Source organism: Halorussus ruber (assembly GCF_004765785.1).
Classification (GTDB): Archaea; Halobacteriota; Halobacteria; order Halobacteriales; family Haladaptataceae; genus Halorussus; species Halorussus ruber.
In genome coordinates, this window is sequence record NZ_SBIT01000001.1 from 167580 (window position 1) to 183901 (window position 16322).

18 protein-coding genes and 1 tRNA gene are annotated in these 16322 nt (G+C 64.3%); 17 read left to right on the plus strand and 2 right to left on the minus strand.

The genetic code is table 11. The features are described from left to right. Window positions 1-181 precede the first annotated feature (181 nt). Window positions 182-6244 (plus strand): S8 family serine peptidase, encoded by a 6063-nt coding sequence (locus EPL01_RS05390; RefSeq protein ID WP_168215818.1) that lies wholly within the window; start codon window positions 182-184, stop codon window positions 6242-6244. A 47-nt stretch (window positions 6245-6291) separates the two neighbouring features. On the opposite strand, the gene EPL01_RS05395 is transcribed toward EPL01_RS05390, so the two are convergent. Together EPL01_RS05395 and EPL01_RS05400 are read right to left on the minus strand one after the other, a co-directional pair. Then, window positions 6292-6723 (minus strand): hypothetical protein, encoded by a 432-nt coding sequence (locus EPL01_RS05395; RefSeq protein WP_135824235.1) that lies wholly within the window; start codon window positions 6721-6723, stop codon window positions 6292-6294. Window positions 6724-7157: 434 nt separating this feature from the next. Further along, window positions 7158-7228: transfer RNA gene (locus EPL01_RS05400), tRNA-Gly, on the minus strand. Between the two features lie 419 nt (window positions 7229-7647). Here EPL01_RS05400 and EPL01_RS05405 point away from each other — a divergent pair. The 16 genes from EPL01_RS05405 to EPL01_RS05480 are packed head-to-tail and all read left to right on the plus strand — an operon-like array spanning window position 7648 to window position 16322. Then, complete coding sequence (locus EPL01_RS05405; protein WP_135824236.1) at window positions 7648-8535, plus strand: putative RNA uridine N3 methyltransferase; 888 nt, start codon at window positions 7648-7650, stop codon at window positions 8533-8535. Between the two features lie 4 nt (window positions 8536-8539). Further along, entirely contained in the window at window positions 8540-9556 is a 1017-nt protein-coding gene (locus tag EPL01_RS05410; protein ID WP_135824237.1) for a 50S ribosomal protein L3, read from the plus strand. A 3-nt stretch (window positions 9557-9559) separates the two neighbouring features. After that, the gene (rpl4p, locus tag EPL01_RS05415) at window positions 9560-10306 is read left to right on the plus strand and encodes a 50S ribosomal protein L4 (RefSeq protein WP_135824238.1); all 747 of its coding nucleotides are present in this window, start codon (window positions 9560-9562) and stop codon (window positions 10304-10306) included. Beyond that, entirely contained in the window at window positions 10303-10557 is a 255-nt protein-coding gene (locus EPL01_RS05420) for a 50S ribosomal protein L23 (RefSeq protein ID WP_135824239.1), read from the plus strand. Before rpl4p ends, EPL01_RS05420 begins: the two co-directional genes overlap by 4 nt. A gap of 3 nt (window positions 10558-10560) precedes the next feature. Further along, window positions 10561-11280, plus strand: coding sequence for a 50S ribosomal protein L2 (locus tag EPL01_RS05425; RefSeq protein WP_135824240.1), 720 nt, complete (start codon window positions 10561-10563; stop codon window positions 11278-11280). 3 nt (window positions 11281-11283) lie between these two features. Beyond that, window positions 11284-11709 (plus strand): 30S ribosomal protein S19, encoded by a 426-nt coding sequence (locus tag EPL01_RS05430; protein ID WP_135824241.1) that lies wholly within the window; start codon window positions 11284-11286, stop codon window positions 11707-11709. Between the two features lie 3 nt (window positions 11710-11712). Continuing rightward, window positions 11713-12174 carry a 50S ribosomal protein L22 gene (locus EPL01_RS05435; RefSeq protein ID WP_135824242.1) on the plus strand — a complete coding sequence of 154 codons (462 nt, stop codon included), beginning with the start codon at window positions 11713-11715 and terminating at the stop codon, window positions 12172-12174. Next, window positions 12174-13145, plus strand: a complete 972-nt coding sequence (locus EPL01_RS05440) for a 30S ribosomal protein S3 (RefSeq protein ID WP_135824243.1) — start codon at window positions 12174-12176, stop codon at window positions 13143-13145. Before EPL01_RS05435 ends, EPL01_RS05440 begins: the two co-directional genes overlap by 1 nt. After that, window positions 13145-13369, plus strand: a complete 225-nt coding sequence (rpmC, locus tag EPL01_RS05445; protein WP_135824244.1) for a 50S ribosomal protein L29 — start codon at window positions 13145-13147, stop codon at window positions 13367-13369. The genes EPL01_RS05440 and rpmC overlap by 1 nt, the downstream gene beginning before the upstream one ends. Before the next feature lie 7 nt (window positions 13370-13376). Next, window positions 13377-13811 carry a ribonuclease P protein component 1 gene (locus tag EPL01_RS05450; protein WP_135824245.1) on the plus strand — a complete coding sequence of 145 codons (435 nt, stop codon included), beginning with the start codon at window positions 13377-13379 and terminating at the stop codon, window positions 13809-13811. Continuing rightward, entirely contained in the window at window positions 13796-14173 is a 378-nt protein-coding gene (locus tag EPL01_RS05455; protein WP_135824246.1) for a 30S ribosomal protein S17, read from the plus strand. The genes EPL01_RS05450 and EPL01_RS05455 overlap by 16 nt, the downstream gene beginning before the upstream one ends. Beyond that, entirely contained in the window at window positions 14173-14571 is a 399-nt protein-coding gene (locus EPL01_RS05460) for a 50S ribosomal protein L14 (protein ID WP_135824247.1), read from the plus strand. Before EPL01_RS05455 ends, EPL01_RS05460 begins: the two co-directional genes overlap by 1 nt. Then, a complete protein-coding gene (gene rplX, locus EPL01_RS05465; protein ID WP_135824248.1) occupies window positions 14568-14924 on the plus strand; it encodes a 50S ribosomal protein L24 in 357 nt (118 codons plus the stop codon). The genes EPL01_RS05460 and rplX overlap by 4 nt, the downstream gene beginning before the upstream one ends. Next, a complete protein-coding gene (locus tag EPL01_RS05470; protein ID WP_135824249.1) occupies window positions 14921-15622 on the plus strand; it encodes a 30S ribosomal protein S4e in 702 nt (233 codons plus the stop codon). Before rplX ends, EPL01_RS05470 begins: the two co-directional genes overlap by 4 nt. Further along, complete coding sequence (locus EPL01_RS05475; RefSeq protein WP_135824250.1) at window positions 15619-16143, plus strand: 50S ribosomal protein L5; 525 nt, start codon at window positions 15619-15621, stop codon at window positions 16141-16143. The genes EPL01_RS05470 and EPL01_RS05475 overlap by 4 nt, the downstream gene beginning before the upstream one ends. Then, window positions 16140-16322 carry a 30S ribosomal protein S14 gene (locus tag EPL01_RS05480; protein WP_135824251.1) on the plus strand — a complete coding sequence of 61 codons (183 nt, stop codon included), beginning with the start codon at window positions 16140-16142 and terminating at the stop codon, window positions 16320-16322. Before EPL01_RS05475 ends, EPL01_RS05480 begins: the two co-directional genes overlap by 4 nt.

The following is a 16322-nucleotide window of genomic DNA, read 5'->3' on the forward strand; positions in this document are numbered from 1 at the left end:
GCTCTAAGGCGTTGATGATGGACACATTGCTTCGACGGCGCGAGAAACAACTCGGTTGTATTATTGGATTTGATAATTGAAGACAGGATATAAATATCGGTGGTGATACCTCTCGCTCAGTAGCGATATGAAAGCCAGTCCGAGAGAAGTATTAGATAATCTAACTAAACGGGAAGCGGTGATGGCGCTCGCCCTTTCGATTTTACTCATCGGTGGTGCCGTCACGCCCGTTATCGCCGTCTCGACAACTACGGCCGGTGTTCCGGCAGTAGCGACCGAGACGACAGCAGTCGCACAGCAGTCGCAATCGAGTGAACATCCGGCGACGTTCTCGAACGCGGACGTAACGTCTGCGGACACGTCGTCAGCGACGGACCAACGTTTCCCCGCGAACGGAAGTGTCCGAAACGGGGCGATTCCGGAGAACGCGACGACGACGCAGGTGACGCTCGTCACGGGCCAGACCGTGACCGTCGCCGAAGTCGACAACCAGACCCGCTACCACGTCGACGCCGACGTGCCGATGCAGCGGATTTCGACCGACAACGAGACGTACATCTACCCCGAATCGGTCGATTTCGGCACGTTCGACCGAAGCCTCTTCGACATCGACTTCCTCGTCGAACAGAACCTCACCGACGAGAAGACCGACTCGATTCCGGTCATCGTGAGCGAGGCGGAGCGCGACCAGCGGAACGACGACGAGTACTTCGCCGCGAGCGCGGACGGAGCGGTCGACGTCCTGAGCGGCGCTCCCGCGGTTCGCCGAACCCGGACGTTGGCGAGCATCGGCGCGGCGGCCGGTGAGGTGCCGAAGTCGAGTGCGTCCACAGCCTACGCCCAACTCGCGTCGAGCGACGACGTGGGCAAGGTCATACTCGACGTGAAGTACAACGTCACTCTCGACGAGACGAACGACCGCGTCTCGGCCGGGCAGGCCCGAAGCGAGTACGGCGTCTCCGGCGAAGGGATTAGAGTCGCCGTCGTCGACACGGGAATCGACCAGAGCCACCCCGACCTCGAAGGGTCGGTCGTCGCGGAAAAGGAATTCGTGTACGACGGCACGTCGGCGGTCGCCGACGACCGGTGGGGGCACGGCACGCACGTCGCCGGTATCATCGCCGGTGACGGGACCGCCAGCGGCGGCAAGTACACGGGTATCGCACCGGAGGCGAGTCTCATCGACGCCAAAGTGTGTGATTTGAACGGCTGCCCGACATCGGCCATCGTCTCGGGGATGAACTACTCCGTGAACCAGAACGCCGACATCATCAGCATGAGCCTCGGCGGTCCCGCCGAGGCCGAGCGCTCGAACGACGCTTTCCTCGACGCAGTCGAACACGCCCGAGCGAACGGCGTGACGGTCGTCATCTCTGCCGGAAACGAGGGGCCGGGGTACGAGACTATCGGGTCGCCCGGCATCCACAAGAGCGCCATCACGGTCGGCGCGAGTGACAAGGACGGGAACATCGCCGGGTTCTCCTCGCGCGGCCCGACGCCCGTCGGGATGTACCTGAAACCCGACCTCGTCGCGCCCGGTGTGGGAGTGATGAGTACCGCGTCGGCAGAAGCCGGGTACGAGAGCGGCAGTTACGTCAGCTACAGCGGGACCAGCATGGCGGCCCCCGTGGTGAGCGGGACCGCGGCGCTGATGCTCCAAGAACACAAAGACTGGACGCCCTCGCGCGTCAAGAGCGCGCTGGTCAGCACGGCCGACCCGCTCGGTTCGCAGGACGTCTACACGCAAGGCGCAGGGCGACTGAACGCCGCGGACGCGATTGGGACAGACGTCGTGGTCGGCCCCGGAACGGTCGACTTCGGGACCTACGAGAGCGACAAAAACGACTCGAAAGTCATCACCGTCACGAACTTCGGTGAGGCGAAGACGACGCTCGACGCGACGGTAAGTGTCCAGAACATCGCTGGAGACACCTCCGCGAAGGTGACACTGAACAAGTCGAGTCTCACGCTCGCGCCGGACGAGAGCGCCGACGTGAAACTCAGCGTCGACACGGACGTCGCGGCTGGCGTCTACTCGGGTCGCGTCACGTTCGGCGGCGAGTACCACGCCATCTTCGGGTTCGTTCGCGCGAGCCAAGTCACGGTCGAGAAGACGCCGATAAGCGGCACCTCGACCGACGGCGACGACATCTGGCTGTTCGCAGATAACACCGGGCCGTTCAGCATGACGGGAACGGCCGGACTGAAGAACGTCTCGGATACCACCGCCACGTACACCATCGTCAGTCCGGGCGAGTACAACATCGTGTCCGACGGCGTGAACGAGAACACCGGACAGCCGATACTCCTCTCCCGCGATGTTACCCTCACCGGCGGCGAAACTGTCACGCTGGACGAGAGCAACACGGTCGAATACGACCTCGACACGACGGAAATCGAGGAGACGGTCCGAACTCGAATGGCCGACGTGATCGCTCGAAAACAGACTGCGTCTGGTGGCGGCTACACGCTGACTCGCAGTTCAGGCCCGTCAGAGACGACCGCGGTTCGGTTCTCGAAGGACGCCGACCTGAACGTCAGCGTCCACCGCCTCCTCACCGCGGGCGCGCCGAGTAGCGCCGAAGCCACCTCGCTCGACGCCCCGGCGCTGTACTACTTGGTGACCACCGACGCCAGCGTCACCGGGCCGAAAACGACCGACGTGGACGAGAGCCAGTTGGCGAGAAAGAACGTCACTTACTACCACAGTAACCGTTCCGCGACGTACAACGTCTCGATGACGACCGTGGGCGGGACGTGGTTCGACACGGCTTACGGCCACATCGTCGAAGGGAGCATCGGCGACACTCACGAGCAGACTATTTACCTCTCGCCGGAACACAACGAGGAGTCGGACTACGCGGCCGACGGCGACGGACGACTGCTCTACCACTCGATAGAGGCGAACGGAAACCGGAGTGCTGGCAACGAGTGGTACCTGAATTCCTCTTTCGGCCTCGGTCCCGTTCCCGAGGCTGGCGAGAGCATCTCGTTCGACTTCAATCGTCACCCGCTCTTCCCGCACGTCAACGCATTCTTCACCGATGCCTCGGACGGTGCGTGGCTGAACACAATCGTCAAACCCCAATCCGCGAGCGGCCCGGAGCTGTGGAACTACCGCGACACCACCGCCGACGAGATTCGGGTGTATCGAAACGGAGACCTCGCCTTTGAGACGTCTACGACGGACACAAGCTCCCTTGAGTTCGACACGGCGAAGCTCACCGACGGAGACGACGCGACCATCGAGGTCGTCTCGAACAACGACGCCACGCCGCTCTCGACCAAGTCGGTGACCGACTACAGCATCACCTACACCGACGGCGGCGACAACCGACCGCCGCTCCTCGACGGCGCGCGCGTCGAGTCGCTGAACGCGAACCACACGGTCACGCGCGACGAGGTCACCTTCCGGTTCCACACCTACTGGACGGACGACCCCGACATGACCGCCGACGTGTGGATGTCGCCCGGTAACGTCACGACCACGCCGTTCGAGGAGGAGAGCGACTGGAGGGAAGCCAGCGTCGAGCAGGTCGGACTGAACACCTACGAGGCCACGCTCCGGGTCGAGAACTACACCGGGCGGATGAACCTCGCGCTCCGGCTCGCCGACGAACACGGAAACGCGGTCGAGAACACGGTCTTCGACGCCTTCCGCGTCGAGAACACCAAGCCATCCGTGAGCGTGACGGGGGTCGGCGCGACCAAGAACCCCTCGACCGTCGAGTCGGTGGTCCGGACGACCGGACCGCTTCACGCGACGGCGACCGCGAGCGACTCGCCCATCGGACTCGACCGCGCCGCGTTCTTCCTCTCGGCGAACTTCACGAGCTACGGTACGTGGCTCCCGACGACCCAGCAGGACGGCACGTGGGTCACGTCGGCGGACCTCTCGTCGATTCCTGACGACGGGAACTACACGCTGTACGCGGTCGGTATCGACAAGGCGGGCAACTGGAAGATTCAGCGGGCCGATTCGACGGTCGTCGTGGACCGCCGCGCGCCGGACATCGGCGCGACGCTGAACCGGAAGAACACCAGCCACGGGTCGGTCACGATAACGTCTGACGAGGCGCTGGCCTCGAAACCGACCGCGACGGTCGAACTACCGGACGGCACGACGACGGACGTCGCTCTCCAGAAGAACGCCACGCGGCAATGGAACGGTACCTTCGAACTCGGCGAAGACGGCGGATACAACGTGACCGCGACTGGGTCCGACCTGACCGGAAATACCGGAACCGGAACTTCGTCGGCGAATATCACGACCGTCACCACGAAGGACAAGACTGTCACGGTGAAAGTCGAGGGGTCGGGGCTGTTCATCCAGTTCGAGACGGACACGGAGGTTAGCGACTCGTTCGTCACGATTACGGCGAGCCGGTCGAAGCTCGCGCCCCTCTCGCCGAACCTCAAGGGAATCAACTTCCTGAACGGGCAGTTGGGTCCGGAACTGAGCGACGCCCTCGACAACGCGATGATCGGGATTCCGGTCGAACAGTCCCGACTCCCCGAGGGCGTCTCGGCCGGACAGGCCAACATCAGCTACTACGACGAATCGACCGGCGACTGGAAGCTTCACAACACGACCGTCCGGAACGTCACGCTGTCGGACGGCACGAACGGAACCTACTGGACGACCAACGTCACGCACTTCTCGACCTACGGCGCAGTCGCCGACGACCAGACCGCGCCGACCCTCGAAACCAGCGTGACGCCGGGCGACACCGTGGACTACGGCACGTCGAACGCGACCGTCGAGTTCGACTACACCGACGACCTCACGGGCGTCAACGCGAGCGAGGTCGAACTCCGGTTCGAGGGCGAAGACGTTACCTCGACGGACGCCGCGACGATTACGAGCGAGTACGCCCGGTACAACGCCTCGCTCGACAACGGCGAGACCTACAACGCGACGGCCGTCGTCGTGGACGAAGCAGGCAACGAGGAGACGTTCACGACGCAGTTCTCGGTCGAAGGCGACACGGCACCGCCGACGGTGGTCGGCTCCATGCCGGGAGACGGCGCGAAGTTCGACAGCGACACCTCGTCGGTGGTTCTCAGCGTCATGTTCGATGACGAACGGAGCGGCGTCAACGTGTCCGCGCTCCGCGCGACGTTCGACGGGGCCGACGTCCTCGAAGCCGCGACCATCAACGACGGCACCGTCAGCTACGAGGCAACCGGACTGTCGAGTGGCGACCACGAGTTCTCGGTCTACCTCGAAGACGAGGCCGGAAACGGAAAGTGGCACACCGTCGAGTTCACCGTCGCCGAAGCGGAGAGTAGCGGCGGAGGCGGCGGTGGCGGCGGTGGTGGCGGCGGCGCGCCCCCGCCAGCGGTGCAGGATGAGGTTGTCGAGCAGAGCAGCACCTACGCCAAGGCGAAAATCACGAGCGCACGGTCCAACAATCCCGGCAAAGTCACCTTCGAGGGCGGCCTCGACGGCGGTGAAGCGACCTTCAGAGGGCTGACCGTTGAACCCAGCACCAACGACGCTCAGCCGCGGTTCTTCGTGGAAGCGGAGTCGAGCGAGTCCGCACCGGGTGTTCCGTCCTTCGAGCAGATGGGCCAGACGCTCGGCTACCTGACGGTGACGCCGACCTACATCAAGGACAACAAACTGAAGACCGTCGGGGTCACCTTCGGCGTGGACGCCGCGAAGACGGGGTCGCCGGAGAACGTCGCGCTCTACCACTACACCGAGGACACGTGGTCGCCGGTCGAGACGACGTTCCGCCAGAAGAAGGGCGGGTCCTACCGGTTCTACGCGCCCGCCGAATCCACCGGCACCTTCGCGGTCGGCCTCGACTCGGCGTCGTTCGAGGTCAGCGACGCGACGCTCAACGAGACCGACGTCGCGCCCGGCGACTCGGTCGCGGTGTCGGCGACCGTCGAGAACGTCGGGTCCGGCGAGGGCACCCACACGGTCGAGTTGACCGTGGACGGCGAAGTCGTCGCCACCGAGGAGGTGACGCTCTCCGCGGGCGAGTCCGCCTCCGTCGAGTTCGTCCGGACGTTCGGCGCGGGCGACCACGAGGTGGCCGTCGGGTCCGCCACCGCAGGGACGCTCTCGGTCTCGAAGGCGTCCGGCGAGAGCGGGATGAGCGACGACGAGAACTCCAAGACCAAGCAGGGCGGCAACTCCGGCACTTCCGGGTCCGGAATCCCCGGATTCGGACTGCCCGCGACGCTGGCGGCGCTGCTGGCGGCGCTCCTGTTCGCGCGACGGCGCGAGTAATCTCGCTCTCTTTTAGCGTCTTTTTCTGCTCGAAAATCCCGTCTCGATTAGGCGGGCGCGTCGGCGTCCTCGGGAAGCCACGTCTCGTGGAGGTGAACCCACTCGACGCCGTTGGGCGCGTCGTCCGCGGGCCGGAACAGCGCGCTACTCGTCCGACCCTCCCAGTCGCCGTCGCGGCGTTGCCACTCGTCGTAAGTCACGAGACGGCACTCCTCGCGCTCGACGCGCGTCCGGAGGTCGGTGACGCGAATCTCGAACGCCGGGTCGGAGTCGCCCGCCGCGCCGTGGCCCGCGCGCAAGTCGGCGCGAATCTTCTCGCCGTCGCGGCGCTCGCCCGACGGCGAGACGATTTCGAAGTCGTCGGGGAGGACGGCCTCCGCGCGGTCGTACTCGTCGCGGTCGGCGCGTCCGGCCAGCCACGCCTCGATGAACTCGTGAAACTCTCGGACCTCTCGCTCTGGGTCTGCTCGGTGGTTCACGAGGGTTCGTGCGCGCTCCTCGGCTTTAATCGTGGGTTCTCGGAGCGGGGCTGGTGAATGGGAGGGTTGGTCGAGGAGGCAGTAGGAATAGGTATAGATTTCTTAGGAAATTATAATTGTTTATCTTTGTACTACATATATTGCTCCGTGTTTCCAGAATACAATGGCAGTTACGTCTCACGACCGAATCGTCGAGGAGAACGCGGACGCCTCTGCGGGCAGTTACGGCGACAAAAGTCGAGCGATAGAAGCATCACTCGACAGTTAGCGTCTAAGAGAAGTGCGCTGTCGGGGATTTGAACTACGCCGAGACGGTCCTGCTCACCTCGTTGCGCGGGCGTGCGACTCGTCTACTTCAAATCCCCGTAGAACGATTTCACTTCGCGCGAGGGCGAGCGATATGAACGTCGCTCGCCAGCTTGCTTCAGTAGAAATGCGCTGGCGGGGATTTGAACCCCGGTTGCGACCATGGCAAGGTCACGTGATACCACTACACTACCAGCGCACGTGTTCGGTCTTCGTCTGCATTTCCAACAATGCCCGGCGAACAAATAAGGCTTCCGAAAGCAGACGGAATCGCCATACGGTGGCACGGTTCAATCCGCGGTTTCTGGAAAATCGGAGACGGGACGACGATCTCGTTTCGGCGGCGAGCGGCGGTCCGTGGCGGGGGACGACGGCCCGAGAGAGGGGCAGCCTCCTCGCACGCGCAAAGGAGGATATGACTCGACTCTCAGGAACTTGGAATGGGTCGGTCCTCCTCGCGGGCGGCGACTGGGAACGGATGGCACGTTTCAAGCTCCGATTTCCGCCGATACGAGCTTTGTGAGGCCATCGCAATCCCAGCGGAAAGCGGCACCCTTTTAAGACCTAAGCCGGTACGATTCGCTACAGTCTAGTGACGGGGCGTCGAAGCGGTATGGTATGACCGTCAGCGTACTCGTTCCGTCATCCCTCGTCCGGGAGGCCGAAGACAAGCGCGAGGCGACTCGCAAAATCGGCTACGTCGCCCGCGCGGCGACGGTGTTCCGGGCCGACCGCCTCGTGGTCTTTCCCGACCCCGACGGCGAACGGCGATGGGGTGGCGGGTTCGTAAGCACCGTACTGGAGTACGCCGCGACGCCGCCCTACCTCCGAAAGGAGGTATTCGGCAAGCGGGACGAACTGGAGTTCGCGGGCGTCCTACCGCCGCTCCGCGCTCCGTCACTGACCGGCTCCGAATCCGAGGGTTCGGGGTCGTTAAGACAGGGAATCGTGACCGAGGTCGGACCTGAAGGGCGCGTTCGGGTCAATTGCGGACTGCAACACCCGATTTCGCTCGTCGTGCCGCCAGAAATGGAGGTCGACGAGGGGAAGCGCGTAACCGTCAGGATCTCTTCGCGAAGTCCGGTCCGTGCGAAACTCGTAGACGAGCCCGTTTCGGGCTTGTCGGTGACGCGCATGGACCTTCCGGCGGCTCTCGACCGCGACGACGCGGGCGTTCGAATCGGAACGTCCCGCCACGGGGTCGAGTTGACGACCCGGCGGCTGACCGAACTGGTCGGCCGGACCGAGCGCGACGGTATGACCGTCGCGTTCGGTTCACCGGGTCGCGGCCTGCCGGAGATGCTCGACCTCCCCACGGACTCGCTGGCCGATACGTGGCCCGGCGACGGGGAGGACGAGGCGGACGCGGAGTCCGGAGTCGAACACGGCGCACCCAGCCGGTTCGACCTCTGGCTAAACGCGGTTCCGAATCAAGGCAGCGAGGTCGTGCGAACCGAAGAAGCGATGTTCGCCGCACTCGGCTGCCTGAACCTCAAAGAGAAGTGATACGATGCCAGAAACAAGCAGACCACGCAAAGGTTCGCTAGGGTTCGGCCCCCGCAAGCGCGCGACCAGTGAGGTTCCGCGCTTCAACTCGTGGCCCGAAGGAGACGGCAGTCCGTCCCTCCAGGGCTTCGCGGGTTACAAGGTCGGCATGACCCACGTGGTGATGGTCAACGACGAATCCGACTCCCCGCGAGAGGGGATGGAGGAGACCGTGCCCGTCACCATCGTGGAGACGCCGCCCATGCGAGCGGTCGCTCTGCGAGCCTACGAAGACACGCCGTACGGCAAGAAGCCGCTGACGGAAGTGTGGGGCGACGACTTCCACGACGACCTCTCGCGCACGCTCGACGTGCCGGAGGACTACGACGCAGACGCCGCCGAAGACGAACTTCGTGCGGCAGTCGAGGACGGCGACGTCGCCGACCTCCGCGTCGTCACCCACACCGTTCCGGACAACATCCCCAGCGTTCCGAAGAAGAAGCCCGACGTGATGGAAACTCGCGTCGGTGGCGGGTCGCTCGACGACCGCGTCGACTTCGCGCTGGACGTACTCGCGGACGGCGGGGAACACGACATGAACGAAGTGTTCCGCGCGGGCGAGTACATGGACGTGAGCGGCGTCACGAAAGGTAAAGGCACGCAGGGCCCCGTCAAGCGATGGGGCGTGCAGAAGCGAAAGGGCAAACACGCACGCCAGGGATGGCGGCGCCGAATCGGTAACCTCGGCCCGTGGAATCCGTCCCGCGTGCGTTCGACCGTGCCCCAGCAGGGTCAGACCGGCTACCACCAGCGCACCGAGCTGAACAAGCGTCTTATCGACCTCGGTGAGGGCGACGACATCAACGTCGACGGTGGTTTCGTCAACTACGGCGAAGTCGACGGCCAGTACGCGCTGGTCAAAGGCTCGGTCCCCGGCCCGGACAAGCGCCTCCTGCGCTTCCGCCCTGCCGTTCGACCGAAAGACCAGCCGCGCCTCGACCCCGAGGTGCGCTACGTAAGCACCGAATCCAACCAGGGATAAACTATGCAGGCAACAATCCGCAACCTCGACGGCGAGGAAGACGGCACGCTGGACCTGCCGGACGTCTTCGACAAGACCGTCCGGAAGGACCTCATCAAGCGCGCCGTCCTCGCCGCGCAGGCAAACCGCAAGCAGGACTACGGCGCGGACGACTACGCCGGGATGCGAACCTCGGCGGAGTCGCCCGGTAGCGGTCGCGGGATGGCCCACGTCCCCCGAACGAACGGTCAGGCCGCGCGAGTGCCACAGGCCGTCGGGGGTCGCAAGGCCCACCCGCCGAAAGAGGAGAAAGACCGAACGCTCGACATCAACACGAAGGAGCGCAAGAAGGCGATTCGGAGCGCCGTCGCGGCGACCACCGACGCCGACCTCGTCTCCGAGCGCGGCCACCAGTTCGACGACGACCTCGAACTGCCGCTGGTCGTCTCCGACGACTTCGAGGACCTCGTCAAGACCAAGGAGGTCGTCTCCTTCCTCGAAGCGGTCGGCATCGACGCCGACATCGAGCGCGCCGAGGAGAACAAGTCGATTCGCGCAGGACAGGGTACGACCCGTGGGCGCAAGTACAAGACGCCCAAGTCGGTCCTGTTCGTGACCAGCGACGAGCCGTCGAAGGCCGCCCGCAACCTCGCGGGTGCCGACGTGGCGACTGCTGGTGAGGTCAACGCAGAGGACCTCGCGCCCGGCGCGCATCCCGGCCGACTCACCGTCTGGACCGAGAGCGCAGTCGAGGAGGTGGCCGAGCGATGAGTTCGGTTATCGAGTACCCGTGGGTGACCGAGAAAGCGATGAACCAGATGGACTTCGACAACAAGCTCCAGTTCATCGTGGACCTCGACGCAGAGAAGCCCGAAATCCGCGAGGAAATCGAGAATCAGTACGAGGTCACCATCGAGAAGATCAACACGCAGGTCACCATGAACGGTGACAAGAAGGCCACGGTGACACTCTCGGAGGACGACGACGCGCAGGAAGTCGCCTCCCGAATCGGGGTGTTCTGACACATGGGACGACGAATTCAAGGACAGCGACGCGGGCGTGGCGGACCGACTTTCCGCGCTCCGTCGCACCGATACAAGGCGGACCTCACGCACAAGAAGCCCGAAGATGTCGACACCGTCTCCGGGACGGTCGTGGACATCGAACACGACCCGGCCCGAAGCGCGCCGGTCGCCGCCGTCGAGTTCGAGGACGGCGACCAGCGACTCATCCTCGTTCCCGAGGGTGTCGGCGTCGGCGAGACCATCCAAATCGGCGTCAGCGCCGAGATTAAGGAGGGCAACACCATGCCGCTGGCCGAGATTCCGGAAGGAGTCCCGGTCTGTAACGTCGAGCGCCAGCCCGGCGACGGCGGCAAGTTCGCTCGCGCCTCCGGCGTGAGCGCGAACCTCGTCACGCACGACCGCGACGCGGCCGTCGTGGAACTGCCCAGCGGCGAGGTCAAGCGCCTCTCGCCCGACTGTCGGGCGACCATCGGCGTGGTCGCAGGCGGCGGCCGAACCGAGAAGCCGATGGTCAAAGCGGGTAACAAGTACCACAAGATGAAGGCTCGCGGCACCAAGTGGCCGAACGTGCGCGGCGTGGCGATGAACGCCGTCGATCACCCGTTCGGTGGCGGTGGCCGCCAGCACCCCGGCAAACCGAAGTCCGTCTCGCGGAACGCACCGCCGGGACGGAAGGTCGGGGACATCTCGTCCCGACGAACCGGACGAGGAGGGAACTAACCCATGAGCGAAGGCGAATACCGAACCGGCCGTGAAGGTGAGTTCACCTACCGCGGCTACGACCTCGACGAGTTGCAGGACATGAGCGTCGACGAAGTCGCGGAACTGCTTCCCGCTCGCCAGCGGCGAACCATCGAGCGCGGTCTGTCTGCCCAGCAGGAGAAGCTGCTGGAGGAGGCCCGCGAGGCGACCGATGAGGGGTCGGCTAACGACCCGATTCGGACTCACCTCCGGAACATGCCGATTCTGCCGGAGTTCGTCGGCAAGACGTTCGAGGTGTACACCGGGCAGAGCTTCGAGCGCGTGTACGTCGAGCCCGAGATGCTCGGCCACTACCTCGGCGAGTTCCAGCTGACCCGCAAGTCGGTCGAACACGGACAGGCCGGTATCGGCGCGACCCGCTCCTCGAAGTTCGTGCCACTCAAGTAAACCATGGGAATCAGTTACAGCGTCGAGACCGACCCGGACACAACCGCCAAGGGGATGCTCCGGGAGCGGCACATGAGCCACAAGCACAGCAAAGCCATCGCCCGCCAAATCAAGGGCATGACCGCGGAGGACGCCCAAGAGTACCTTCAGGCGGTCATCGACGAGGAGAAGTCGGTGCCGTTCAAGTCCCACAACAGCGGCGTCGGCCACCGTAGCGACATCGACGGCTGGGACGCCGGTCGCTACCCCGAGAAGGCCAGTCAGGCGTTCCTCGACCTCATCGAGAACGTCGTCAACAACGCCGACGAGCAGGGCTTCGACGGCGAGTCGATGGAAATCATGCACGTCGCCGCCCACAAAGTCGGCGAGGTGCAGGGCCGCAAGCCCCGCGCGATGGGACGAGCCAGCGCGTGGAACACGATGGAAGTAGACGTCGAACTCGTACTCGAGGAGGTCGAAGAATAATGGCAGACGAACAAGAGTTCATTCACGACGGGCTTCAGCGGTCTCAGATCGACGAATTCTTCGCCGAGGAACTCGGCCGCGCGGGCTACGGTGGCATGGAAGTCGCCAAGACCCCGATGGGAACCCAAATCGTCCTCAAGGCCGAGAAGCCCGGTATGGTCATCGGTAAGGGCGGGAAGAACATCCGGAAGATCACCACGCAGCTCGAAGAGCGGTTCGACCTCGAAGACCCGCAAATCGACGTGCAGGAAGTGGACGAGCCGGACCTGAACGCCCGCATCGTCGCGGACCGACTCGCCAACGCGCTCGAACGCGGTTGGTACTTCCGGAAGGCCGGTCACACCACCATCGACCGCATCATGGACGCTGGCGCGCTGGGCGCCGAAATCGTCCTGTCCGGGAAGGTCACCGGGGCGCGTTCGCGCGTCGAGAAGTTCAACCGCGGCTACATCAAGCACAACGGCGAACCCGCCGAGGACATCGTCGACCACGGTCAGGGCGTCGCCGTCCTGAAGCTCGGCACCATCGGCGTGGACGTCAAGATCATCCCGCCGAACGCCAAGCTTCCCGACGACTTCGAAATCGAGGAGGGCGCGAGCCCCGAGGAAATCGTCCCGGAAGCCGTCGAGGCCAACGAGCAGGCTGGCGTCGAAGAACTCCTCGAAGAGCCGACCGACGAGGAACTCGAAGACCTCCGCGCCGAAGAGGAGGCGGGCGAGGAGCCTGCCGACGTCGGCGAGGAAGAAATCGACGAGGAGGTCGTCGAAGAGGTCATCGAGGACGAGACCGAAAGCGAAGAGTCGGCCGAGGAGGCCGAGTCCGACCAGTCGGTCGAAGAGGAACTCGACGAGCTCGAAGAGGAAGTCGAGCAGGAAGCCGAGGACCTCATGGACGAGATGGACAGCGAGGCCGACGAGGCCTCGGAAAGTTCGAGCGGCGACGAGCCGCGAGACGAGGAGGGTGAGGAATAATGGCGATTCTTCACACCGAGGAAATCCGCGACATGACGCCCGCAGAGCGGGAGTCTGAGCTGGAGGACCTCGAAACGGAACTCCTCAACGCGAAGGCAGTGAAGGCGGCCGGTGGTGCCCCCGAGGACCCCGGTCGATTCAAGGAACTGCGCCGGACCATCGCGCGAATCAAGACGATTCAGCGCGAGGAAGGCGACCTTGAAGACGAAGCAGCAGCAGAATAACTGAACCATGCCACTCACACCCGAGACGCTGACCCGACACGAACTCAACGGGCTTCCCGTCCGCGTCGTGGACGCGGCGAATCCGGACCTCGTCGGAATCGAGGGCCGGGTCGTCGCCGAGACGCAGGGAACCCTTAGTGTCGGGTCCGGCTCTCGGGTGCGGCAGGTGCCAAAGCAGGGCTCTACATTCGAGTTCGCGCTCACAGATGAATCCGCCGAGGCTGCGAAGGTCTCGGGGACCGCGTCCAAACGGGGGTCGGAAACTGCCGGAGTACGCTCCGGTCAGTCTGGCTCGTCCGGCGATACCCTATCGTCGGACTCCGGGGGATACCCCCGCGACTGCGAGGGCGTGGCCTACGTTACGGTGGATGGCGCGCGGCTGCTCTCACGACCCGAACTGCGCACCGAGAAGGCAGGTGACTCCACATGGCAACAGGACTGAACGTATCAGAACCGGAGGGAACCTGCTCCGACGAGAACTGTCCGTTCCACGGAACGCTTTCCGTGCGCGGCCAGACCCTCGAAGGAGAGGTTGCCTCCACCGACATGGACAAGACCGTGATCGTCGAGCGAGAGTACGACGTTCCGGTTCCGAAGTACGACCGGTACATGAAGCGCCGGTCCCGCGTTCCGGCACACGCGCCGGACTGTATGGAACTGGACGTCGGCGACACGGTTCGTATCGCAGAGACCCGACCGCTATCGAAAACGAAGAGCCACGTCGTCGTCGAGAAGTTCGAGACGACGCGGAGCTTCGGCGCGGGCGGCACCGAACAACAGGACGAAACGGAGGGCGAAGAATAATGGAAGCGCTCAAAGCCGACGTCACGCAGGGCCTCGAGAAGGGCTCGCTGCTGACCTGCGCCGACAACACTGGCGCACGCGAAGTCAAAGTCATCAGCGTCTCCGGCTACTCGGGCACCAAGAGCCGACACCCCAAGGCGGGTATCGGTGACAAAGTGACCGTCTCGGTCACGAAGGGTACCCCCGAGATGCGCCGTCAGGTGCTGGAGGCCGTCATCGTCCGCCAGCGCAAGCCCATCCGTCGTCCCGACGGCACCCGCGTCAAGTTCGAAGACAACGCGGCCGTCATCATCGACGACGTCGAGGAGCCGCGCGGGACCGAAATCAAGGGTCCCATCGCGCGGGAAGTCGCAGAGCGGTTCGGAAGCATCGCAAGCACCGCTACGATGATAGTATGACTAAGCAACCACGCAAACAGCGAAACAAGACCGAGCGCGCCTCGCTCCACGAGCGACACGAGCAGGTCAAGGCGACGCTCGCCGACGACCTCCGCGAGGAGTTCGACACCCGCAGCGTCCGCGTCAACGCGGGCGACACCGTCGAGGTCATGCGCGGGGACTTCGCCGGAGAGGAAGGCGAAGTGGCCAACGTCGACCTGCGAGATGCAGTCGTCCACGTCGAGGACGTGACCGTCGAGAAGGCAGACGGCGAAGAGGTCCCGCGACCGCTCGACGCGAGCAACCTTCGCGTGACCGACCTCGACCTCGAGGACGACCGACGCGAGGAGCGTCTCCGAGGTGAGAACGAATGACGAAGCACCAGAAACGACTCTCAGTTCCGAAGTCCTGGCCGGTCGAGCGAAAGACCGACACCTTCACCGTGAAGGCCGACTCCGGCCCGCACGGCGAAGACGGCGTCCCGCTGCTCATCATCCTGCGGGACGTGCTGGGATACGTCGATTCGCGGAAAGAGGCCCGCTACGCCCTCGAAGAGGGCACCGTCCTCGTCAACGGCGACGAGGGAGTGGCGGAGGACCGACCTATCGGCATGTTCGACATTCTCGCGTTCACCGAGCGCGAGGAGTACTACCGCGTCTTCCCCGACGAGGGCGGTCGGCTCGCGCTGACCGAAATCGACGCGGAGTCCGCCGACAGCAAGCTGGGCAAAATCGAGGACAAGACGATGGTCTCCGGCGGCAAGACGCAGCTCAACCTCCACGACGGGCAGAACCTCCTCGTCGAGGACGAGAGCGAGTACGGCTCCGGCGACTCCATCGTCATCGCCAACGAGGGCGACGACATCGTCGCTCACTTCCCCTACGAAGAGGGGAGCCTCGTGACCGCCGTTCGCGGTGCTCACGCCGGCGAAGTCGGCGAAATCACCGACATCACCGTCACGCCCGGTAGCGGGTCGAACAACGTCGAAGTCGAGACCGACGACGGCACCTTCGAGACGGTCGAGGAGTACGTCGTGGTCATCGACGAGAACTTCACGGGTGATGAGGAATGAGCGAAGCGGAAGCTGATTTCCACGAGATGCGAGAGCCGACCGTCGAGAAGGTCGTCGTCCACATGGGCGTCGGCGAAGGCGGCCGCGAACTCGCGGACGCCGAGGAAATCCTCGAAGACGTGACCGGCCAGCAGAGCGTGCGGACGCTGGCCAAGTCCACCAAGCCCGAGTTCGGCATCCGTCAGGGTGACCCCATCGGTGCGAAGGTGACGCTCCGCGACGAGGACGCCGAGGAGTTCCTCGAGAAGGCGCTGCCGCTCTCGGACATCGCGGCGCGCCAGTTCGACGACACCGGGAACTTCAGCTTCGGTGTCGAGGAACACACCGAGTTCCCGAGTCAGGAGTACGACCCGAACGTCGGCATCTACGGTCTCGACGTGACGGTCAACCTCGTCCGTCCGGGCTACCGAGTTAGCAAGCGCGACAAGGTCACGCGGTCGATTCCCTCGGGTCACAAGCTGACCCCCGAGGACGCCATCGCGTACCTCGAATCGAACTTCGACGTGGAGGTCAACGAATGAGTGAAAGCGAAACCGACTCCGAGGCGACCGGAGAACACGCCGGAAAGCGCACCGGCCAGACGGACGAGTGCCAGCGCTGCGGTCGAAAGCAGGGTCTCGTCGGCAAGTACGACATCAACCTGTGTCGGCAGTGTTTCCGCGAAATCGCCCGGAGCATGGGCTTCAAGAAGTATCGATAA